The 21,859-nt window shown below is 70.6% G+C and carries 15 protein-coding genes and 2 pseudogenes; 12 read left to right on the top strand and 5 right to left on the bottom strand.

The window, feature by feature from the left end:
• The first annotated feature begins 37 nt into the window (after nucleotides 1-37).
• The 3 genes from ACWD5Q_RS28945 to ACWD5Q_RS28935 all read left to right on the top strand — a co-directional run bounded on the left by ACWD5Q_RS28945 (nucleotide 38) and on the right by ACWD5Q_RS28935 (nucleotide 7,108).
• Nucleotides 38-6,718, top strand: a complete 6,681-nt coding sequence (locus ACWD5Q_RS28945) for a beta-ketoacyl synthase N-terminal-like domain-containing protein (protein WP_451430009.1) — start codon at nucleotides 38-40, stop codon at nucleotides 6,716-6,718.
• Between the two features lie 64 nt (nucleotides 6,719-6,782).
• Nucleotides 6,783-6,998 carry an alpha-hydroxy-acid oxidizing protein gene (locus ACWD5Q_RS28940; RefSeq protein WP_451430008.1) on the top strand — a complete coding sequence of 72 codons (216 nt, stop codon included), beginning with the start codon at nucleotides 6,783-6,785 and terminating at the stop codon, nucleotides 6,996-6,998.
• A complete protein-coding gene (locus tag ACWD5Q_RS28935) occupies nucleotides 6,983-7,108 on the top strand; it encodes a hypothetical protein (RefSeq protein ID WP_451430007.1) in 126 nt (41 codons plus the stop codon). The genes ACWD5Q_RS28940 and ACWD5Q_RS28935 overlap by 16 nt, the downstream gene beginning before the upstream one ends.
• A 109-nt stretch (nucleotides 7,109-7,217) precedes the next feature.
• On the opposite strand, the gene ACWD5Q_RS28930 is transcribed toward ACWD5Q_RS28935, so the two are convergent.
• Complete coding sequence (locus ACWD5Q_RS28930) at nucleotides 7,218-7,916, bottom strand: SDR family oxidoreductase (RefSeq protein ID WP_451430006.1); 699 nt, start codon at nucleotides 7,914-7,916, stop codon at nucleotides 7,218-7,220.
• Nucleotides 7,917-8,301: 385 nt separating this feature from the next.
• Here ACWD5Q_RS28930 and ACWD5Q_RS28925 point away from each other — a divergent pair.
• Together ACWD5Q_RS28925 and ACWD5Q_RS28920 are read left to right on the top strand one after the other, a co-directional pair.
• Nucleotides 8,302-8,847: pseudogene (locus ACWD5Q_RS28925) on the top strand (transposase family protein); the annotation flags it as partial.
• A gap of 283 nt (nucleotides 8,848-9,130) precedes the next feature.
• Nucleotides 9,131-9,838, top strand: coding sequence for a transposase (locus ACWD5Q_RS28920; RefSeq protein WP_451430005.1), 708 nt, complete (start codon nucleotides 9,131-9,133; stop codon nucleotides 9,836-9,838).
• Nucleotides 9,839-9,973: 135 nt separating this feature from the next.
• Here the strand turns inward: ACWD5Q_RS28920 and ACWD5Q_RS28915 are convergent, their stop codons facing one another.
• The gene (locus ACWD5Q_RS28915; protein WP_451430004.1) at nucleotides 9,974-10,177 is read right to left on the bottom strand and encodes a DUF5372 family protein; all 204 of its coding nucleotides are present in this window, start codon (nucleotides 10,175-10,177) and stop codon (nucleotides 9,974-9,976) included.
• Nucleotides 10,178-10,285: 108 nt separating this feature from the next.
• On the bottom strand, nucleotides 10,286-10,756 hold the full coding sequence (locus ACWD5Q_RS28910; RefSeq protein ID WP_451430003.1) for a MarR family winged helix-turn-helix transcriptional regulator: 471 nt from the start codon (nucleotides 10,754-10,756) through the stop codon (nucleotides 10,286-10,288).
• 158 nt (nucleotides 10,757-10,914) lie between these two features.
• Here ACWD5Q_RS28910 and ACWD5Q_RS28905 point away from each other — a divergent pair, with 158 nt between their 5' ends.
• The 5 genes from ACWD5Q_RS28905 to ACWD5Q_RS28885 all read left to right on the top strand — a co-directional run bounded on the left by ACWD5Q_RS28905 (nucleotide 10,915) and on the right by ACWD5Q_RS28885 (nucleotide 15,519).
• The gene (locus tag ACWD5Q_RS28905; protein WP_451430002.1) at nucleotides 10,915-12,129 is read left to right on the top strand and encodes an MFS transporter; all 1,215 of its coding nucleotides are present in this window, start codon (nucleotides 10,915-10,917) and stop codon (nucleotides 12,127-12,129) included.
• Between the two features lie 57 nt (nucleotides 12,130-12,186).
• The gene (locus ACWD5Q_RS28900; RefSeq protein ID WP_451430001.1) at nucleotides 12,187-12,609 is read left to right on the top strand and encodes a GlcG/HbpS family heme-binding protein; all 423 of its coding nucleotides are present in this window, start codon (nucleotides 12,187-12,189) and stop codon (nucleotides 12,607-12,609) included.
• A 72-nt stretch (nucleotides 12,610-12,681) separates the two neighbouring features.
• Nucleotides 12,682-13,509: an aldo/keto reductase gene (locus ACWD5Q_RS28895; protein ID WP_451430000.1), complete on the top strand. Its 828-nt coding sequence runs from the start codon at nucleotides 12,682-12,684 to the stop codon at nucleotides 13,507-13,509.
• Between the two features lie 108 nt (nucleotides 13,510-13,617).
• Nucleotides 13,618-14,655, top strand: coding sequence for an LLM class oxidoreductase (locus ACWD5Q_RS28890; RefSeq protein ID WP_451429999.1), 1,038 nt, complete (start codon nucleotides 13,618-13,620; stop codon nucleotides 14,653-14,655).
• A gap of 435 nt (nucleotides 14,656-15,090) precedes the next feature.
• Complete coding sequence (locus tag ACWD5Q_RS28885) at nucleotides 15,091-15,519, top strand: universal stress protein (protein WP_451429998.1); 429 nt, start codon at nucleotides 15,091-15,093, stop codon at nucleotides 15,517-15,519.
• Between the two features lie 316 nt (nucleotides 15,520-15,835).
• Here the strand turns inward: ACWD5Q_RS28885 and ACWD5Q_RS28880 are convergent, their stop codons facing one another.
• Nucleotides 15,836-17,143, bottom strand: coding sequence for a hypothetical protein (locus ACWD5Q_RS28880; RefSeq protein WP_451429997.1), 1,308 nt, complete (start codon nucleotides 17,141-17,143; stop codon nucleotides 15,836-15,838).
• Nucleotides 17,144-17,436: 293 nt separating this feature from the next.
• Between ACWD5Q_RS28880 and ACWD5Q_RS28875 the strand changes: the two genes are divergently transcribed.
• Both ACWD5Q_RS28875 and ACWD5Q_RS28870 read left to right on the top strand, forming a co-directional pair.
• A complete protein-coding gene (locus ACWD5Q_RS28875; RefSeq protein ID WP_451429996.1) occupies nucleotides 17,437-18,477 on the top strand; it encodes a LacI family DNA-binding transcriptional regulator in 1,041 nt (346 codons plus the stop codon).
• A gap of 151 nt (nucleotides 18,478-18,628) precedes the next feature.
• Nucleotides 18,629-21,445, top strand: a complete 2,817-nt coding sequence (locus tag ACWD5Q_RS28870; RefSeq protein WP_451429995.1) for a protein kinase domain-containing protein — start codon at nucleotides 18,629-18,631, stop codon at nucleotides 21,443-21,445.
• 214 nt (nucleotides 21,446-21,659) lie between these two features.
• On the opposite strand, the pseudogene ACWD5Q_RS28865 reads toward ACWD5Q_RS28870, so the two are convergent.
• Nucleotides 21,660-21,763 (bottom strand): annotated as a pseudogene (locus ACWD5Q_RS28865) (M15 family metallopeptidase); the annotation flags it as partial.
• Between the last annotated feature and the right edge of the window lie 96 nt (nucleotides 21,764-21,859).

Genomic DNA, 21,859 nt, shown 5'->3' with positions numbered 1-21,859 from the left:
CGTACCAGCCCCCGCCCTGCCGTGAAGTGAGACCTGCATGGAATTCGAACCGATCGCCGTCGTCGGCCGGGGCTGTGTGCTGCCCGACGCGCTCGATCCGGACACGTTCTGGGACAACGTCGCCGCGGGCCGCGTCAGTTTGTCGGCCGCCCCGGAAGACCGATGGCGGCTGCCGCGCCACTGGGCCATGGGCTCGGTGGACGACCACCAAGACCGCACCTGGACCGATGTCGGCGGGTACGTACGGGGTTTCGAGTCCGTCTTCGACCCGAGCGGCTTCCGGATCGCCCCGGAGCACATCCTGTCACTGGACCCGCTCTTCCACTGGGTCATGTACGGCGTCCGGCAGGCGCTGACGGAAGCCGGCCGCGGAGGGCCTCTGCCGCGCGCGGGGCTGGTGCTGGGAAACCTGTCCTATCCCACGCCCACCGGGGCGGCTTTCGCCGAGCACGTCTGGCTGTCCGCCCAGCGGCCCCCGCTCCGTGACGCCCTGCTGACGGGAGAGCGCCGGGAGCGGCCCGACGCCCGGAATCGCTTCTCGTCCGGGCTGCCCGCCCGGCTCGCGGCCCGAGCCCTCGGGCTGGGCGCGGGCGCGTGGTCCCTCGACGCCGCCTGCGCTTCGTCGCTGTACGCGGTCAAGCTGGCCTGCGACCGGCTGCACGACGGCACGGCGGACCTGATGGTGGCCGGCGCGGTCAGCCGGGCGGACCCCCTCTATCTGCACGTGGGGTTCTGCGGGCTGTCCGCGACGAGCCGCTCGGGGCGCAGCCGGCCCTTCCACCAGGGCGCGGACGGGCTGGTGCACGGCGAGGGCGCCGGGTTCGTCGCCCTGATGCGGCTGTCCGATGCCCGTACCGCCCAACTGCCCGTGCTCGGCGCGATCCGCGGTGTCGGATTGTCCAACGACGGGCGCGGCGCTGGGCTGATCAGTCCGTCGGAGGAGGGTCAGGTCCGGGCCATGCGCCTGGCGTACGAAGCGGCGGGCGTCGCGCCCGAGACCGTGTCGCTCGTCGAGTGCCATGCGACGGGGACACCGGTCGGAGACGCGGTGGAGGCGCGCGGCATGGCCCGGATCTTCGGGGCCGGCGACGATGTGCCCATCGGTTCGGTGAAGTCGAACGTCGGGCACCTGCTGGCCTCGGCGGGTGCGGCCGGGCTGCTGAAGGTGCTCGGCGCGCTGCGTGCGGGGGTCCGCCCGGCGACGCTCGGCGCGGAGCGGCCCCTGGAGGCGCTGGCGGGCACGCCGTTGCGGGTGCTGACCGCGCCGGAACCGTGGTCGGGTCCGCGCCGGGCGGCGGTGAGTGCGTTCGGGTTCGGCGGGACCAACGCCCATCTGGTGGTGGACCTTCCGGACGACGGCCCGGTGTCCACCGTACCGCGACCGATCCGCCCGGCCGCCGCCGTGCCCGCCCCGGCCCGGGTGCGGGATTCGCCGGGCGGCCGCACTCCGGTGGCGATCGTCGCCCTCGGCGCCCGAGTCGGCGACGGGACCTGTACCGAGGACTTCCGGCGGGCGGTGCTGTGCGGTGAGCGGCGTGGCCCCGCCACGGAGATCGCCGTGGACTTGAGGGACCTGTGTTTCCCGCCCCTGGCGCTGCAGCGAACGGTGCGCCATCAGCTCCTGGTGCTGGAAGCCGCCCGGGAGGCCGTACGGTCGGTGTCCCTGCCGCGGGAGCGGACCATGGTGGTCATCGGCATGGGAGTGGACCCCGAGGTGGCCCGAGCGGGCGCCCGCTGGCGGGTTCCCCACTGGCTGGAGCAGGCCCAGCTTCCGGCCGCGGCAGCGTCGGCGGGCCTCGCCCGGGACGCGTTCGTGCCGCCCATGACAGCGGACGGGGTGGTGGGCACTCTGCCGAACCTCGTGGCGAACCGGATCAGTACCCAACTCGACCTGGCGGGCCCAGGGTTCGCGGTGTCCGCGGAGGAGGCGTCCGGCCTGGTGGCACTGGAACTCGCGGCCCGTGCCGTCCGGTCGGGTGAGGTCGACGCCGCGCTCGTCGGTGCCACCGACCTGTCCTGTGAGGCGGTGCATCGGGCCGCCCAGCGGGAACTCGGACACGAGGACGAACCCGGGGACGCCGCCGTCGTCCTGGTCCTCAAGTCCCTGGACACCGCGCGCAGGGACGGCGACACCGTCGTCGCCCTGCTCGACGAGGAGGGCGCCGGCGCACCCGACATGGTCGTCGGGGACGGCCCTGACGCGGTGTTCGATCCGGCGTCGGCCTTCGGGCGCGCGCACGCCGCGTACGGGCTGGTCTCCGTAGCGGTCGCGGCGCTCTCGCTCCAGCACCGCGCGGTGCCGCGTCCAGGCGGTCCCGCGGACACCGCGTCCGTCGCGCATACCGCGAAGGCGGCGGTGACACCGATGGAGGGGCCCGTCGCGAGTGTCCGGCTGCGCGCGGGGGACGCCCGGCCATGGCTGCGAGGAGCTGCTCCGCGCCTGCACGTCTTTTCCGGGGCCGACCGCCGAGAGGTGCTGGCCGCGCTGGAGTCCGGTGCGGAGTCCGACGCCGGACCGGCCCGGCTGGCCCTCGTGGCCGACGACGACGCGTGGCCGGGCCGCAAGGAGGCCGCCCGCCGCTGGCTGGCCGAGGGCGGGACCCGTCCGGCCGATGTGCTGTACCGGGACAAGCCGGTCACGGGGCAGACCGCGTTCGTGTACACCAACGGCTCGGCCACGTATCCGGGTATGGGCCACGAGCTGATGCTCGCGCTGCCGTCGCTCGGCGAGGCCGTCCGTGCCAGGCACGGCGCGATCGGTACACGCCTGCGGTCGCGGGCGGAGCGCGGAGTGCTCGACCAGATCTGGGCTGCCGCCGAACTCGCTGTCGTCCACACCGTGTTCACCCGGGAGGTGCTCCGGCTTCGGCCGGACGCCGCTCTCGGGTACTCCTCGGGCGAGTCGGCCGCCCTGGTGGCGCTGGGTGCCTGGCCGGACGCCGCAGGGCTGTACGACGCCACCCGGGACAGCGGTCTGTTCACGACCGAACTCACCGGTGAACTCCGGGCGGTCCGGCGCCACTGGGAGCGTCTGGGCGTCCAGGGCCGCCGCTGGTCGAGCTACCTGGTCAGTGCGCCCCTGGAGGCGATCCGTTCCGAGCTCGCCGCCGAGGTCGCGGTCCATCTGATGGCGGTGAACGCGCCCGGGGTCTGCGTCATCGGCGGCGAGTCCCGCGCGTGCGCGGCCGTCGTGGCCAGGATCGGCGCCGACCGCGCGATCGAGCTCGACTACGACATGGCCGCCCACGCACCGGAGTTGGCGGAGATCAAAGAGGTATGGCGTGAGGCCCACCGCCATCCCACTGTCGACGTGCCCGGTGTGCGGTTCTACAGCGGGGCCTCCGGCCAGTCGTACCGGCCGACGGCCGAGCGGGCAGCCGAGGCACTCACCGCGCAGGGGCTCAACACGATCGACTTCGCGGCCATGGTCGAGCAGGCGTGGGCTGACGGTGTCCGGGTCTTCGTGGAGCACGGGCCGCGCAAGCTGTGCACCGGTTGGATCAAGCGCGTACTCGGCGACCGGGACCATGTGGCCGTCGCCCTGGACGCCCCCGGCGACACCGGGCTGCGGCAGCCCTGCCTGGCGGTGGCCGAACTCGTCGTCGCGGGAGTGCCGGTGCACGCCGACGAGCTGTTCGCCCGACTCGCGAGAGCCGCCGCCCAAGTCCCGCGTCCCGGGCCCACCATCACCGTGCCCGTACCCGCACCTCCGTGTCTGCCTCCGCTGGAGCCGGCCCTGGCGACCCTGCCTCGGGCCCCCGAGTTGGCGCCGGTGCCGGACCGAGAGGCCGGCTCGTCCGACTCACCGGCCGGCGTTGCCGTGCCCCGCCCCGGTGCCGTAGAGCTGCACTCCGGTGCCGTAGAGCTGCACTCCGGTGCCGTAGAGCTGCACCCGGGTGCCGTAGAGCTGCGCCCCTTGCCGGATGTCCCGCCGACGGAATCAGCCGGGCAGGAGCCGCGGGCGGCGGGCGCCCGTGCCGCAGTCCTCCGGCAGAGCCTGCGGGTCGCCGCGCTGCACCAAGAGATCATCGCCGGGCACGCCGAGGCCCACCAGCGGTTCCTGCGGACGTCCGCTCTCGCCGTCAGGGCGCTGAGGAGCACCGTGTCCCCTCGCGTACGGCCACCGGGCCTCCCGGCACCGCGTCCGGCCGCCGGGTCACCGTCGGCCCACGTACCCCCCACGCCCCGCTCGGCGTCCCTGCCCGCTCCCCCGCCAAAGGCGGCCACACCACCCCTGAGGCCGGGGCCGAAGTTCGACCGCGCCGAGCTGGTGCACCTTGCCTCCCGGGAGATCTCCACACTGTTCGGCCCTCGGTTCGCCGAGCAGGACGCGTACGCGGTGCAGACCCGGATGCCCGAGCCGCCCATGCTGCTCGCGGACCGGGTCACCGGCATCGACGCCGTGCCCGCTGCGCTCGCCGCGCCCGGCCCGGTGCGCACCGACGGAACGATCTGGACGGAGACCGACGTCCTGCCCGACAGCTGGTACCTGGACTCCACCGGACGTATGCCCCCCGGGCTGATGATCGAGGCGGGCCAGGGGGATCTGCTCCTGCTGAGCTGGCTGGGCGTCGACCTCCTCAACCGGGGTGAGCGCGCCTACCGGTTGCTCGGCTGCGAAGTGACCTACCACGGCGGCCCGCCGGAAGCGGGTGACACCCTGCGCTATGAGATCCACGTCGACGGCCACGCGGAGCACGAGGGCGTCCGGCTGTCCTTCTTCCACTACGACTGCTACGTGGACGGCGAACTCCGGCTCAGCGTGCGCGAGGGCCAGGCCGGGTTCTTCACCCAGGAGGAGCTCGCGGGCAGCGGCGGTGTGCGGTGGGATCCCGCCGAGCGACCGCCCGGCGACGACCTGCCGCTCGATCCGCCGGCCGTGCGCTGCGGGCGGACCCGCTTCGACAGGGACCGGGTGCGGGCACTGGCACAGGGGCGGCCGGCGGACTGCTTCGGCCCCGGCTGGGAGGCGACAGCGGCCCACGTCCGCTCACCGGGGCTCGACGACGGCAGGCTGCGGCTGGTGCACGAGGTGACCGCGTTCGACCCGGCCGGAGGGCCGTGGGGCCGCGGCTACCTGCGGGCGGAGACCCCGCTGTCGCCGGACGACTGGTTCTTCGCGGGGCACTTCAAGAACGACCCCTGTATGCCGGGCACGCTGATGCTCCAGGGCGGTCTCCAGGCGATGGCGTTCTACCTGGCGGCCATGGGCTTCACCGTGGACCGGGACGGCTGGCGTTTCGAGCCCGTAGACGGCCATGCCTGCAAGACGATGTGCCGAGGCCAGGCGACTCCGGCCGGCCGACAGGTCGTCTACGAGGTGTTCGTGCGGGGTGTCTCGGCCGGGCCGGTGCCGACGCTGTACGCCGATGTGCTGGGCTCGGTGGACGGAATGCATGCGTTCCTGGGCCGGGATGTGGCGCTGCGGCTGGTGCCCGACTGGCCGCTGTCGCACTGGCGACGCTCGGGCCCGCCCCTCGTGCAGGGCAGCGGTACACCGGTACCGCTCCCCTTGCTCGGCGGGCTGGCCGGGCACCGGGAGGCGAAGCCGGTGGCGACGGCGGCCGACGGATTCCCCTTCGACTACGGCTCGTTGCTGGCGTGTGCCTGGGGCAGACCCAGTGAGGCGTTCGGTACCGCGTACGAGCCCTTCGACGGCACCCGTAAGGTCGCCCGGCTCCCCGGTCCCCCCTACCACTTCATGAGCCGGATCGTCTCGGTGGACGGTCCGCAGGGCGGCATGCGGGAGGGCAGCAGTGTCGTCGCGGAGTACGACGTGCCCGCACGGGCCTGGTACTTCGAGCAGAGCGGCGGCCGTACGATGCCGTTCGGCGTCCTGATGGAGATCGCGCTGCAACCCTGCGGGTGGCTGGCCTCGTACGTGGGCAGCGCGTTGACCACCGACAAGGATCTGCTGTTCCGCAACCTCGACGGGTCGGGGACGGTCACCGGCGAGATCACTCCGGCGACGCATACGGTCCGCACCCGTGCCGAACTGACTCGTGTCTCCCACAGCGGGGACATGATCATCGAGTCGTTCCGGGTGAGGTGCACGGCCGACGGCGTGCCGCTGTTCGAACTCTCCACGGCCTTCGGCTACTTCCCGCCGTCGGCCTTCGATCACCAGCAGGGCCTCACGGTGTCGGCGCAGGACCGGGCCCGTCTCGACGAGCCCTGCGCCCGTAGGGTCGATCTGACCACCCGGCCCGCTCGTTACTGCGCCGGGGAACCGCGGTTGCCGGGCCCGATGCTGCTGATGCTCGACCGGATCACCGGTTCCTGGCCGGACGGGGGCAGCAGGGGGCTCGGGCGGCTGCGGTCGGAGAAGGACGTCGTCCCGGACGAGTGGTTCTTCCGGGCGCATTTCTTCCAGGACCCCGTGCAGCCCGGGTCGTTGGGCGTCGAGGCCATGTGCCAGCTGCTCCAGTACCACCTGCTCGAGCGTGGCGCGGCGGACGGCATCCCACGCCCCCGGTTCGAGCCGGTGCTGCCCGGCCGCGAGACGACCTGGACGTACCGCGGCCAGATCACCCCGGCCAACCGGCTGATCCGGGTGGACATGGACATCGTGGAGAGCGGCACGGACGCGCGGGGGCCCTATGCGACGGCGGACGCGTCGCTGTGGGGCGACGACACGTGTATCTACCGTGTGCGCGGGCTGGGCATGCGTGTGGTATCGGACGCGGCCCCCGCAGAGGCCCCGGCACCACCTCCGTGAGGCGGTTGCCACGCGCTCGACGGTCACAGAATTCGGCTCTGGCGCTGATCTTGTGACGCGGTAGGTGTCAGTGGACATCGCCGCCGCGGCCACCGGCCTGCTGTGGATGCAGTTGTATTGGCTCAAGCGCCGTGACCTGATCCGCCGGGCCGAGGCCGCCAGTTTCCGCGCGCTGGTCCTCACCGTCGACGCACCCAGGGTGGCGTTCCGTCCGCGGGACGCCGCCAACGGGTTCGCGGTGCCCCGGGCATCCGGGCGGTCAACGTGGCGCACGACGTGATGGCCGCCTCGCACGGCAGCCGGGACGGGGAGCCGGCCATCGCTCGGCAATCCAAGGAGCAGTTCGACGCCTCGATCACCCGGGAGGATCTCGCCTGCTGCGCGAAGTGACCTCCCTGCCCCTGGTACTTAAGGGCCTGCTCACCCGCCTTCGGCCTGCACCGCGTGGTACGCGGCGGGGCCGAAGGCGCCTTATCGTACGGTCATTGGGAGCGCGGCGTCAGCCGACCTGTCCGGTCGGCCGCATGGTGATGTGGTTGATGTCCACGCCCGCGGGCTGATTGACGGCGAAGAAGATCGTGTCCGCGACCTGCTCGGCGGTCATCACCGGCGCCGCCTCGGGGGTGCCGCCGCGCTCGTCCCAGAACGGGGTGTCCACCACCCCGGGGGCGACGACCGTCACGCCGACCCCGTCCTTGCCGACCAGCAGCCGTGTGTTCTCGGCCAGTGCGTGCGCGGCCCACTTGGTGACCGAGTACAGGTTGCCAGGCGTGTTGCGCACCCCGGCGACCGAACCGATGATCACGATCCGGCCCTTGGACTCCCGCAGGTGTGGCAGGGTCTCCCGCACCAGCAGGGCCGGGCCCAGGACGTTGGTGAGGACCATGGCGCGCATGTCCTCGGGGGCGTGGCTCTCCAGGTTGCCGGGCAGTGAGAAACCGGCATTGGCGATGACGTTGTCCAGTCGGCCCCACGCCTCCACCACGCGGCGCACGGCGGAGGCGACGTCGTGCGCGTCGCTGGTGTCGCCGGTGATCGTCAGCAGCCGCTCGCCCGCTGCGGCCGAAGCAGCGAAGGCGGCCAGCTTGTCCGCGTCACGTCCGGTGACGGCCACGCGGTGGCCCTGCTTGAGCAGGGCGCGGGCGGCGGCGGCGCCGATTCCGGTCGAGCCACCGGTGATCAGCGTGACGGGTTCCATGGGACGGCCTCCTCAGCGATGTGGTCATCGGGGCTCCGCCAGGGCCCCGGATGTCGATGAACACGAGGTGGCGCGTGAGGTCGACCGACTCCAGGTCGCCGGTTCCCCGAAACGCCTGCACTATACCCAGCGATCTACCCGCTAAGCCGGTACGCCATCGCTGACCGGCCATGATGCCGCACGAATGGGGCCGAACCCGCGCTGCTGGCCCCCCCTGTTGGGACCTGCGCGGCGCGCAGGTCCCAGGCTGCGCTCACGCTGTCGGTGTCAGCGGTGGCTGTGATCATGGCTCGCGTGTTCTTCGCGGAGTTTCGAGACGTTGTTCCCTCATCTGGCCGGTGTCGTGGTGGAGTTGGTCGAGCGGGCGGTGGCTGGAGTGGTCACGATGCATGCGCGGGCCCGCTCGGCGGGCTCGGACTGCCCGCACTGCGGTAGTGCGTCGGTCCGGGTGTACGGCCGGTACATGCGACGGCTCGCGGACGCCGCGGTCGGTGGGGCCAGAGTGGTGATCGAGCTGCTGGTGCGCCGGTTCAAGTGCCCGAACCCGGCGTGCCCGGCAGTGACGTTCGCCGAGCAGATCTCGGGACTGACGAGCCCGCATGCCCGCTACACGCCACTCGTGCGTGAGCAATTGACCTCGATCGCTCTCGCACTGGCCGGCCGCGCGGGAGCCCGCCTGGCCGGGGTGCTGGGCCTGCGTGTCGCCAAGGACACCTTGTTACGTCTCGTCCGCGCCGCGCCGGAAGAACCAGTCGGACAGATCCGCGTGCTCGGCGTCGACGATTTCGCGCTGCGGAAGGGCGACTCGTACGCCACGATCCTGGTGGATCTGGAGAGACGGCGTCCGGTGGACGTGCTGCCCGGCCGGGATGCCGAACCGCTGGCCGCCTGGCTGAAGCGCCATCCGGAAGTAGAGATCATCTGCCGGGACCGTGCCGGGGCTTATGCCGAGGGCGCCCGCAGCGGTGCTCCGCAAGCGGTGCAGATCGCAACGCCTGGCATCTGTGGCACAACCTCGGCGAGGCTGTCGAAAAGACCTTCTCCGCCCACCACACCTGCGTCCGACCACGTTCGAGAACACCGTACCGGTCGCACCGCCGACCAGCGACGACATCTGGCAGACGCCACCGCCGCCAGCACCGGCGGCCGGGATGCTCGATGTCTGCGGACGAGAGCGCCGCCTGGTGACCCGGACCAGGGAACGCTATACCACCGTGCAACAGCTCCTGGAGGCCGGCAACACGCTGGAGAACATCTGCCGGACACTGCGGCTGGACCGGTCCACCGTGCGCCGCTTCGCCCGCGCCACCAGCATCGACGAACTGCTGGCCAAAGCGACGAACCGCTCCACCATCCTGGACGAGTACAAGCCCCACCTCCACCAGCGGTGGAACGAGGGCTGTCACAACAGCGCCCAGCTCCACCAGGAAATCGTCGCCTTGGGCTTTGCCGGAAGCATCCAGACCGTCCAGCGTTGCCTCCGCCCGTTCAAGGCCGCCACCACCGCGCCACCCGTGCGCCGCCCAGCCCCACAGCCCCGCCGCATCGTCCGCTGGATCATGACCGACCCCGGAAAACTGACAGCCGATGACGCCGCCGACCTCAAGGAGATCCGGACCAGCTGCCCCGAACTCGACGCCGTCACCCACCACGTCCGCGAATTCGCCACCATGATGGGCGACCTGCGGGGCGATCAACTGCCCGCCTGGATGAAGCGCGTCATCGCCGACGACCTGCCCGCCCTGCACTCCCTGATCAACGGACTGAGCCGCGACATCGACGCCGTCACCGCTGGGCTCTCCACCCCCTGGAGCTCCGGCCAGGTCGAAGGGCAGGTCACAAGGACGAAACTCCTCAAAAGACAAGGATATGGCCGAGCCAACCTCGACTTCCTCCGCAAGCGCGTCCTCCTCACGCCCTGACCCGACAGCGTCACAAGATCAGCACCAGAGCCCAGAATTCCCCAGTTCTGAGGGGTTGAGCGTCACGGAATTCGTCACCCTCACGGTCACCGGTCCCCATCGGAGCGGTGATCGTGGGGAATGGAGGGACTCCCGTTATGGGTTCATAGGGAACCTTGGAGCCGGCGCTGTTGTCTCTGGCCGGTGTCGCACTCGGCGCTGGCAGGTCTGTCTTCGGCCAGTACCTTGTGTCGCGGGCGTCCACTCCGTCGGGTTCCCCGACCGGATGCCCGCCTCGTCGAAGTAGTACACCCGGTCCCCGCGCCAGCACTGCCGACGCTCGATGAACTCCAACTCCACTCCGGATAGGGGACGGAACGGGTGCGTCACCTGGCGGCGTAGGCGCGTGGCGCCACCTTGGCCGGGTGGCACCTCCGGCCAAGGCCTTCACGCACGGATGCGCTCCTTTCAGGCGGCGACGGCGACCCGGGTGGGCAGCGACCGCAGCGCCCGGACCAGCGGTTCGAGCCTGGCAACCTGGGCCGCCTCCGCGAGTGCCTCCCGCAGGGCGGTGTCGTGGGCGGGACGGGCCGCCTCAAGCAGCTCCATACCGGCGTCGCTGACGTCGGTATAGATCCCCCGGCGGTCGGTGGGGCACAGGTAGCGGGACAGCAGTCCGCGGTCCTCAAGGCGGGTGACCAGGCGGGTGGTAGCGCTCTGGCTGAGGACGACGGCGTCGGCGACCTGCTTCATCTGCAGGTGCCCTCCGTCTCCGTCGTGCTGTCGGCTGAGCACGTCGAGCAGTGAGTACTCACGGGCGCTCAGGCCGTGATCGGTTTCCAGAACGCGTTCGAGGTGCGCCTCGATCTTGCCGTGCAGCAGGGAGAGGGCGCACCAGCCCTGCGCCAGGGCGGAGAGCGCTGGGTCGGTGACCGTCACAGGAGCCTCCTTCGTCGGCGGACCTACCCCGGGCCATCAATACTTGCACACGAAGGCAAATCCAATCTACGCCATCCCTCGCTTGCCCATAGCCCGCGTTTGCAACTATTGTGGCCGACCGTAAACGGCTAACGCAATCGCTTGGAAGGTATCCCACCATGCCTCTCGCGCTCCTGGCCCTGGCCATCGGGGCCTTCGGGATCGGCACCACCGAATTCGTGATCATGGGCGTGCTGCCCCAGGTCGCAAACGACTTCGGCGTCAGCATCCCCACCGCCGGCTGGCTGGTGTCCGGCTACGCCCTCGGCGTCGTCATCGGTGCCCCGCTGCTCACCGCGCTCGGCACCAAGGTGTCCCGCAAGAAGATGCTCATGTTCCTCATGGGCCTGTTCGTCGTGGGCAATGCCCTGTCGGCCGTCGCGCCCAGCTTCGGCGTCATGCTGATCGGCCGGATCATCGCCTCGCTCGCCCACGGCGCGTTCTTCGGCATCGGCTCCGTCGTCGCCGCCGACCTGGTGGCTCCCGAGAAGAAGGCCTCCGCCATCTCCCTGATGTTCATGGGCCTGACGGTGGCCAACGTCGTCGGCGTCCCCGGCGGCACCTACATCGGGCAGGTCGCCGGCTGGCGCATCACCTTCGGCATCGTCGCCTCCCTCGGCATCATCGGCCTCCTCGGCCTCGCCAAGCTCGTCCCCGAGCAGGGCAGGCCCGAGACCGGAAACCTCCGCACCGAATTCGCCGCCTTCAAGAACGTGCAGGTCTGGCTCGCCATGGCGATGACCGTCCTCGGCTACGGCGGTGTCTTCGCGGCGATCACCTACATCACGCCGATGATGACCCGGGTGGCCGGCTACCCCGAGGGCGCTGTGACCTGGCTGCTTGTCCTGTTCGGCATCGGCATGTTCCTCGGCAACCTGCTCGGCGGCAAGTTCGCCGACCGCGCCCTGATGCCGATGCTCTTCACCACCCTGGCGGCCCTGGCCGCAGTACTGCTGCTGTTCACCGCGACCGCCCACAACAAGGTCCTCGCCGCGATCACCCTCACCCTGATCGGCGCACTCGGTTTCGCCACGGTGCCGCCGCTGCAGAAGCGGGTCCTCGACCAGGCCTCGGCCGCCCCGACCCTGGCCTCCGCCGCCAACATCGGCGCCTTCAACCTCGGCAACGCACTGGCCGCCTGGCTCGGTGGCGTGGTGATCTCGGCAGGGCTCGGCTACACCTCGCCGAACTGGGTCGGCGCCCTGCTCTCCGGCAGCGCCCTGCTGCTGTCCTTCCTCGCCGCGCTCCTCGACCGCCGCACACGCCCGACCTCCGGCGACGTCGTGGCCGACTCCACGCAGGTTCAGCAGACCAGCGTCCCGATCGGCCACTGACCCCGGGCGGACCGCCCGGCCGGACCAGAACACCACGAACCAAGTGAGCACCACACCATGAGCACCCCCACCACCGTCGCCCCAATGACCACCCAGGACGCGGAGGTCCTGATCACCGCCGCCCGTCGTGCCGCAGAGGCGGCCGGAGTCACCGTCAGCGTCACCGTTCTCGACGCCGGCGGCCACCTCCTCGCCTTCCGCCGCGACGACCGCGCCGTGCTGATCTCCGGCGAGACCAGCACCCGCAAGGCGTACACCGCGCTCCAGCTGAACGCCCCGACCGCCGACCTCGTCGACCTGGTCAAGCCCGACGGCCCGTTCCACAGCCTGCCCACCGCCCTCGACCGGCCGCTGCTGTTCATCGCCGGTGGCCTGCCCGTCCACCGCGACGGCCGCCTCATCGGGGCCATCGGTGTCGGCGGCGGAACCCCCGAGCAGGACCACGGCTTCGCCACCACGGCACTCGGCACCCTCGCCTGAGGACCATCGCAGCCGGCACGGCCCGCGCTGCGGCAGTTCACCCCACCACCACTACACGAGGATCTTGCGCGCATGAACACCTCTGTCCCCACCGTCACACTCAACAACGGCGTCGAGATCCCCCAGCTCGGCTTCGGCGTCTTCCAGGTCCCCGACGCCGAGACGGCCGCTGCCGTCACGGCCGCCCTCGAAGCCGGCTACCGCTCCGTCGACACCGCCGCGATCTACGGCAACGAATCGGGTGTCGGCAAGGTCCTCGCCGGCTCCGGCATCGCTCGCGACGAGCTGTTCATCACCACCAAGCTGTGGAACGCCGACCAGGGGTACGACGCCACCCTCAAGGCCTTCGACGCCAGCCTGGAGAAGCTGGGCCTGGACTACGTCGACCTCTACCTGATCCACTGGCCGACCCCGGCCCGTGACCTGTACCGGGAGTCGTGGAAGGCCATCGAGAAGCTGGCCGCCGACGGGCGGATCAGGGCCGCGGGCGTGTCCAACTTCCAGCCGGCGCATCTTCGGCGCCTGCTGGAAGGCGCTGACCTGGTACCGGTCGTCAACCAGATCGAGCTGCACCCCGGCCTCCAGCAGAACGAGCTGCGCGCCCTGCACGCAGACCTCAACATCGCCACGGAGGCGTGGAGTCCGCTCGCGCAGGGCGCCGTTCTGGGCGATGAAGCGATCACCACCATCGCCGCGCAGCACGGCAAGTCGCCCGCGCAGGTCGTCCTGCGCTGGCACCTGCAGCTCGGCAACATCGTCATCCCCAAGTCCGTCACACCCGCCCGCATTCGCGAGAACCTCGACGTCTTCGACTTCGCTCTGTCGGACGACGAGATGGCCGCCATCGCCGCCCTCGACCGCGGCCTGCGCACCGGTCCGGACCCGGACACCCTCAACTAGCCCCTCCGATCGCCCCGTGCGGGACGGATCGGCACCGTCCCGCGTGGTCCACCTGCCGTGTCACACCACCGGCCCTGCGTCGTACCGACGTCGAAAGGTGTCTCTCCGATGTCTCCCACTCCCACTGCCCTGGAGCAGCTCGTGAACCCCGCGGGTCTGCCGACTCTGGGCCTTGAGCTCCCCCTCGACAATGACTGGGGCAACGCGCGTCTGCGTGCCGACCGGGCTGCCGGCCGCCCTTTCGGTGTCCCTGACCTGACCCGTCATGTCGAACTGGCTTGTCTCGCCGACACCTTGGGCTTTGCGGCCCTGTGGATCCGAGATGTTCCCCTGTACGATCCCGAGCAGTTCGGCGACGCCGGCTCCGTCTTCGAGGCGTTCACGCATCTGGGGCATCTCGCTGCTGTCACCGAGCGGGCCGTGCTCGGGACTGGCGCCATCGTGCTGCCGCTGAGGCAGCCGCTGCTCGTCGCGAAGGCGGCGGCCACCGTCGATGTCCTCTCCGGCGGCCGGTTCGTTCTCGGGCTGGCCAGCGGGGACCGGCCGGTGGAATATCCCCTGTTCGGCGCGGACTTCGAGGCGCGCGGTGCCACGTTCCGCAAGAGCGTGGAGATCCTTCGCGCGGCCTGGGCCACCCGTGCGAGCGGGCAGGGCATCAGCCTGCCCGACATCGGTCTCAGCGCCGAGCGCAATCTCGAAGTGCTGCCCAAGCCGACGGGTCCGTCCATCCCCATCGCTATCGCCGGGCACGCCCAGCAGTCCGCGGAGTGGATCTCGCGGAACGCCGACGCGTCCCTCAACTACCCCCGCCCGTTGGCGGCGTTGCGGCTGAAGACCCGCGAGTGGCAGCAGCTCACCGCCGGGACCCCCAAGCCGTACCTCACCCCCATGCAACTGGACCTCACCGAGGATCCGACCGCCGCCGCGACCCCGATCCGGCTCGGCCTGCGCACCGGGCGCGAGGCTTTGGTCGACCACCTGCGGGAGATGGGCAGACTCGGTGTCAGCCACGTCTCCTTCAACCTGCGCCCCAGCGACCGTCCCGCAGATGAGATTCTCCAGGAACTCGCCGAAACGGTATTGCCTCACTTCCCATCCTCTGGGGTGCCGACCGCAACCGGTTCGGAGGCTGCCGCCACGGTTTGACCGCACCGGGCATCAGCCCAGAAGCCTCACGTCTCGACGCTCCGAATCGAGAACGCGCCGCGGCCGCGACTCCCGCGCCGGAACAGCGGTCGGATCGATGACCACGCCATAGCCTCGTGACCATCGGGCCGACATGGTCGACCTCGCCCCCGACGGCATTGCTCGGGCCATCCGGAGGCGCCGTCGTGACAGGACACGCCGTCGACGACCACGAACTGCCTGTGGTCGATGAGGATGACGTACTGCTGGAGGCACCCGGCCCCCTTCGGTCTTTCTGCACTCCCCGTTCCATGGCGGCCCAATGCCGCTCGAATGATCTGACGGACAGCAGGCAGCCGAACCCGCCGCAGGGGCGCGACGTCGGCGCACACGAGGAAGCCTGCCGTCGCAGCCCCTTGTCCCATACGAAAGATTCAGCCTTCAAAGGAGTGACTCATGTTCCAGAACATCCTGGTTGCCATCGATTCCAGCGCAGGCGGTGCTGTTGCCCTGCGCACAGCGACTCGCCTGGCACAGGGCTCAGGCAGCGTCGTGCACGTTCTCCACATAGCCGTCACGGACATCGAGCTCCACACCGCCGTACGTTTGGAGGACACCGGCGCGGCGCAGCAGGTGCTCGACACCGCCGTCAAGTCGGTTGTCGACGTCGGCCTCCGCTCCGAAGGCCACCTCGCGGCGGGCACGGTCAGTGAGGTACCGGGCATCATCACCAAGACGGTTCGGGAGCTTGCGGCGGACCTGCTGGTGATAGCCCCCCATAAGCGGAACGGATTCACCGCTTGGTTCACACCGCGGGTGAGCGACGCAGTGACACACACAAGCGACATTCCTGTTCTCCTGGTGCCCGACGGCGTCAAGGAGTAGCGGGCGGTAGGGCGCCGGGGCACTGAGCATGGTACGGCTCACGGTCCGAACCACCGCTCGCGGTGGCCGCAGGACAGCCACGGCGCCCCTGTACCGGCTCCGGTGCCAAGGGTGCCGAAGACGCCACACGATCCGCACGTTCTTCGCCCGCCACCTGGCCGACCGCTGATCTGAAAGCACCGGCCTGGCCGAGGTCGCCCAGGTCGGTGCCCAACAGGTGACACAGCTGCATCATCCGGGCGGGGCTGGGCTGACGTCACACGTTGTCTCTCCGCCTACTGCGAGCACGCTTCCCCCTCCCCTTCCCGGACGTATGTCAGCGACGCCGAAGAAAGACGAGCAATACGCCGGGGCCATCCGCCGACGGGGAGAAGGCGCCGACCCCATGAAGGGAAAGGAAGGGCGGTTGCTGTCCGTGCGGCAACGGCGCCGGATGCCCTGTGCTCATCGGCACCGACACGGGCGCACCGGCTGCGGTGTCGTCGCCCTGGGCGATGCCGTACGCCTGTCCGTCGTCGTCGACCGACAGCATCTGGATCTGACGACTGGTGCCGCTTCCCGCGAAGCAGTAACCCTTGCCCGACGTGAGGTCGAACGCGAGCGGTCCGGCCAGCAGGTAACGGCCGTTCATCGACAAGGCTTTGGGAGTGTCCCATTCCGGCAGATCGGTTACCGAGCACCTGGTCGAAGCCTCGACCTTGCCGGTCTCGGCGTTGTGCACGGCCCATATGTCGTCCCCGCTGTCCGCGGACCAGGAGGCGATGAGATGGCCGGAGACGGCGAAGCGGGCCGTGCTCTCGTACTGCGCGTAGTCGTGCGTCGAGGCACCGGGCGGAACGACTCGGCTGGAATTCCAGAGACCGGGGACACCGAACCCGCCGACAGAGTTGGCCAGCACCGGGCCGTGCTGCGTGAGCGCCTTGACCTTACTGGTGACGCAGCCGATCGCCCCACACGTGGGCTCGCCCAGTTTCGTGGTGTCGGGGTAGTGCTTCAGGTGCCCGGTCCGCATGTCGACGGAGACGGACTCGTCTCCACGGTCCGTGCTGATCAGCAGCCCCGCTCCGCCGTCGCGCGCCCGCGCCACGCCCGAGTATCGGTCGACCGTCACCTTCACCACGTGTGCGGGGACGGCGGTGGCACCGGAGGTGTCGACGGGGTAGATGTCGACCTCGACCACTTGCTGGGGCTTGTCGAGCGCGTCGCCGCTGTCAGTGCCCTGCGCCCAGACGGCCAAGTACTCCCGGCCGTCCTGCCTGACGGCCTCCACACCTGGGGTCTCCTCGATGGCTTGTCCCGTGCTCTCCTGCGGCTTCGGCGGCTGCCAGGGCTTGCTACCGAACCGCAGCGCGCCAGTTGCCTCGTCGCGGGCCTCCAGGATGTACGAGCTCCCCTGCTTCTTGAGGAGAGCGACGATCCCGGCTCCAGGCGCAGTGGCATAGGGCCGGCCGGTGGCATCCTCCGGGACCCACGGGAGAGCCTCCTGCCAGCCCTTGGTGTTGTCGAACGCCCGCGGGACCGGCACCTTCACCTTCAACGCCTGCTGACTCCCGCCGGGGCTCGTCGCCTTCGGGCGTGCGCCCTTGCCTCCACCACCGTCCCCGCTCGCGCTGCAGGCCGTCATTGCCACCATCCCCACAAGCGCCGCCACAACCAACGACGCCCCTGTGCTTCTCACGAACGATCACCTCTCAGTCGCACGGCAGGCCCGGTCGACCGACTGCCCCCGTCAAGTCCGTACGAGGTCAGGACTTTACCGGTGTCGCGTGGTCCAACCAACGGGTAACCGTGTGGCGCGAGAGCGGCGCCGTTCGGTGAGTGGGTGGGCGTACTGGACCGAGTTGTCCTCCGGCTCCGCCGAGGTGTGCCATTGGGGAGAATGGCGGTGGTTCGGAAACGGCGAGGTGGGAGACAGGTATGGCGGGCGATGGCGGTCCGGTGACACTGCGCGGGATCGCGGAACGGCTCGGGCTGCACGTCTCGACGGTCTCCCGCGTCCTCAACGGCCCGTCCGGGGAGCAGGGCCGCGCGGCATCGGGCGAGACAGCGCGACGGATCCGCGAGCTGGCCGATGAACTCGGCTACCGGCCCAACCCGCACGCCACCAGTCTGCGCACCCGGCGCAGCAACCTGGTCGGGGTGCTCTTCCCCCGGCTGTCGGAGATCGTGGTGGCCACCATTTACGAGGGTGTGGAGGAGGAGGCGACCGTGCGGGGGCTCTCCACCTTCGTCACCAACACCCACGACGACCCCGCCATCCAGCGCGAGCGGATCGGAATGGTCCTGGGGCGCCGGGTGGACGGCCTCATCATCGGCGACGCACATCTGGACGGCGCTGCGCTGGCCGGCCCGGCCCTGGACGGCACGCCCTTCGTCCTCGTCAACCGCCGCACCGATACCGGTCACCCGGCGGTCACGTGCGACGACCACCTGGGCGGGCGACTCGTGGCCGAGCACTTCCTGGCCCTGGGCCACCGCCAAGTGGCCGTCATCGCCGGTGAATCCTTCGCCAGCACCGGCGCCGACCGCACCACCGGCTTCACCGACCGCTACCGCGAGGCGGGCCTCCCCCTGTCCGCCCACCGGGTGCGGCACTGCCGCTTCGACACGGCCGGCGGGCACCGGGCCGCCGTCGAGTTGCTGAGCGGGTCCGACCGGCCGACCGCGATCTTCGCCGTCAACGACCTCGCGGCGATCGGCACCATCGGCGCCGCCCGCGATCTGGGCCTGCGTCTGGGTGAAGACCTCGCGCTCGCCGGGTTCAACGACACCCCCCTCGCCGCCGAACTGCCCGTCCCGCTCACCAGCGTCCACTCGCCCATGGCCGAGCAGGGCAGACGCGCCGTACGGCTGTTGCTCCGCCGCATCGCGGGCGAGCCCGTCGCCTCGGAGGCGCTCAGGCCCGATCTCGTGGTGCGGGCCTCCACGGGCACGCCGATCGGGCCGAGTCTGCGGTGAGCGGGAAAACGTAGAGCAGCCCCGATCACTCGTCAGTTCCGTGCTGTCCGAGTCCAGTAGGCAACCGTTGCCCAAACGATTGGCGCAAACGATTGGGTAGAGCATACTGGCCACTCGACACACGTCCGGCTATGGCAATGGGGGTGGCCTGGTGAGACGGTTCGGCAGGCGACGCGAGGCGACATCGGATCCCAGCGGAACTCTGCGCGAGGAGTTCCTCGCATCGCTGCGGGAGGGCAGCAGGACGGCGGAACTGGCGGGTCGTGAGGGCGGCGCGGAGGAGGCCGCCGAACGCTACACAGAACTGGTCACGCAAGCGGAACGCGTCTTGGGGCCGCAGGACACCAACACATTGGCACTGCGGCACCAACTGGCCTACTGGATTGGTGAGTCCGGCCAACCGGAAGACGCGGTGCACCTGTTCGCCCGGCTGATGGCCGACCGGGAGCGGTTACAGGGACCGCGCCATCAGGACACCGAACTGGCCCGGCATCAACTGGCCCACTGGCACGGCCGGTCGGGCCGGCCCGAGGAGGCCGTTCGCCGCTACGAAAGCATGCGCCGGTCCGCCGAGCGGGAAAACCGTACCGAAACGGCGCTCACCCTGCTGTGCGAGGTGGGTTACTGGCAGCAGCAAAGCGGCGACAACGCGGCCGCGCTGCGCGCGTTCTCCCAGATGTTGCAGACCGCCCGACAGGAGCTCGGCCCCGGCCACCAGCTCGTCAAGATCGCTCGTCAGCGCTACGCCGAGGTCGCCGGCGGGCTGCCGTTCGGCAACGAGGGCGGTCACGACGGGCTGCAGGACCTCCGCGCGACGGCCGCCGCGGTCGAAGCCGCAGGAGACTTCCAGCGCGCGGGCCGGATGTACGGGCAGATAGCCGCGCGGTGCGAGCAACTCTACGGGGCGGGCAGCTCCCAGACCCTCTCCGCGCGCGTCGCGCAGGCGAAGGCGGCGGTGAGCGCGGAGGACTACGCGACCGCTGTCGACTGTTTCGGGAAGGTGCTCGCCTGCATGGAGCTTCAGGGCCAGGGGCCGGGTTCGCCGGAGTACGACATCCTTCGCGGGCAGCGCGACGAGCTTGCCCGGACGGCCCGGCGCACGGTGCTCCGCATCGCGGAACAGACCGCGACACTGTTGGGCGAGGCGGTGCAGGCAGCGGCGGAGACGGCATGCGCAGTGCTGGCACGCGAGGCCGACGCATCTCACGCGACCTGCCTCGCGGTGGTGAACGACGGTGCGGACGACCTGACATGGCGCGAATGGACCGCGGAGCAGTGGGCGGCCGTGCTCCGGGACCTGTCTCGGCAGGGGTATGACGCGACCGCCCTCTGCTTCGCCCGCGACAACCTGCGGCCGGCACCCGAAGAGGTGGCCCTGTGCGAGCGGTTGGGGCTGCCGGGCATCTACGTATCCCGCCTGGGTGACGAGAACGTGCGCATCGAGGCGTACGTCTTCCGGGACGGCGAACCAGAGACGGCACAGGTCGTCGTGGTGAAGGACGAACAGCCCGAGACGGGTGAAGAAGACGCGCGAAAGCGGATGCCTGTGAGGGCTATGGGCGGCCGGATCGCGCTGCACGCGCAGGCCGAGGCCATTGGCACCTGGCGGGAGATGAAGCGGGCCCGGCCCACCGCCGGGGTGGATCAGCCACCGGCCTTCGGTGCGTTCGAGGTGCTGGAGTGCGTCGGCGAGGGCGGCTTCGGGCGTGTCTACCTGTGCCAGGATCCCGACGGGCTGATGATCGCGGTCAAGACGCTGCACGCGCACCTCGCGGCGGCTCCCCCGATCAAGCGGGGCTTCGCCCACGAAGTGCGGGCGGCCCAGCGGGTCGGCGGGCGGTTCACCGTGCCGGTGATCGCTGCAAACCCCGACGGTTCGCCCCCGTGGATGGCGGTGCCGTACGTGGCAGCCCCCTCGTTGCAGGAACTCGTCGAGCGCTGCGGACGGCTGGACGTCGACTTGGTGCGCACGCTGGGGGCAGGCATCGCCGTCGCCCTGAGCGCTATCCACGCCGAGGGCATCGTGCACCTCGATCTCAAGCCGGCCAACGTGCTGCTGACCGAGGACGGCCCGCGCGTCATCGACTTCGGCATCGCCCAGATCGAACGCCTCACCGAGCCGCGGCGCGGCTTCGCCGGCACCTATGCGTACGCCTCTCCCGAGCAACTACGCGAGCAGCGCACGTTCACACCTGCCAGCGATGTGTTCTCCCTGGGCACCGTCCTCGCCCGCCTTGCTCTGGGGCGCAGCCCCTGGGGCCAGGACACGCCGTCCGTGGTCGCCAACATCCGGGCCGGTACACCCGATCTCGCCGGGCTGCCCGGAGACTTCGTGGAGGTGGTCCGGTCGTGCCTTCTCCCCGATCCGGATCAGCGGCCGACGGCCGGTGACGTTGCCGAGGCACTGGTTCCCGGAGCCGGTGAGGGCCGGATCGATCCGCCTCCGCTGTCAGAGCAGGCGCGGGCTCTCGTCGCGGAGCACGCCACCGTGCCTGCCACACGTCATTACGAGACGCTCGCCTACACCCGAGCCCATGCCGCCGAAGACACCACATGGGCTGTGCCGCAGGCTTCCCGTGCTGCCGACGCCGCAATCCCCACGCCCTCACGCGAGCCGGACCCGCACGGTGGTGCCGCTCCCCTCACAGGGACGCTCGACGAAGCGGCCGAGGAACTGGCGGCTCGGGTCCGTCGCTGGGAGCGCGGACAGGAGGGGAGACCCATGGCGCAGACACGTCGTGGATGCGGTTCCTTCCTCAGTGAGGCTCAAGCGCTGCTGGGCGCGCGCCACCCGCTGACACTGCGTCTGCGCGTGTCACACGCCATGCTCGGATGCGACCAGCCCGGCGGAGTGTCACACGCCGAGCAGGTGGTGAACGACGCTGCTGTCCATCTCGGCGAGGGACACCCCACCGTGCGGGACGCCCGTACGCTGCTGGCGGTGCTGAAGTCGGCAGGCGCGAGCTGAGCGTGGGCGCAGACGGGCGGGGTGTGGTCACGGCGCTTTTACCCCCGGCCGTCCACGAGCGGCAAACGGCTCGACCACAGGCTGCGCGCGGGCTGCTGCCCGCAGTCATGCACATTCGACGCGGGACGACCAGCGCAGCTCGCATGGAGTTCATCCTCCGGGAGGGTCCAGGACAGCGCCGAGCCGTGCGATGGATCGAGGTCTCACTCGCAGCTCAATCGAGTTCTCGCGCCCCGTACAGCGCGGTGTCGGCTCCAACGGCCAGGCCCAATAGCGATCGCCGAAGGACCAGTGCCACCACTCGGTGGGGTAGTTCACCGGGTCTTCGAACTTGATGGGGGTGCGGCGGTGACGGGCAGGCTTGCCGGTCACGCTGCGTGAGGCAGTGGGGGTACGGGCGCCCCGGACGTAAGT

Source organism: Streptomyces sp. NPDC002513 (assembly GCF_053595355.1).
The sequence above is the reverse complement of the archived record's forward strand: the minus strand, read 5'-3'. Positions and strand labels throughout refer to the sequence as shown.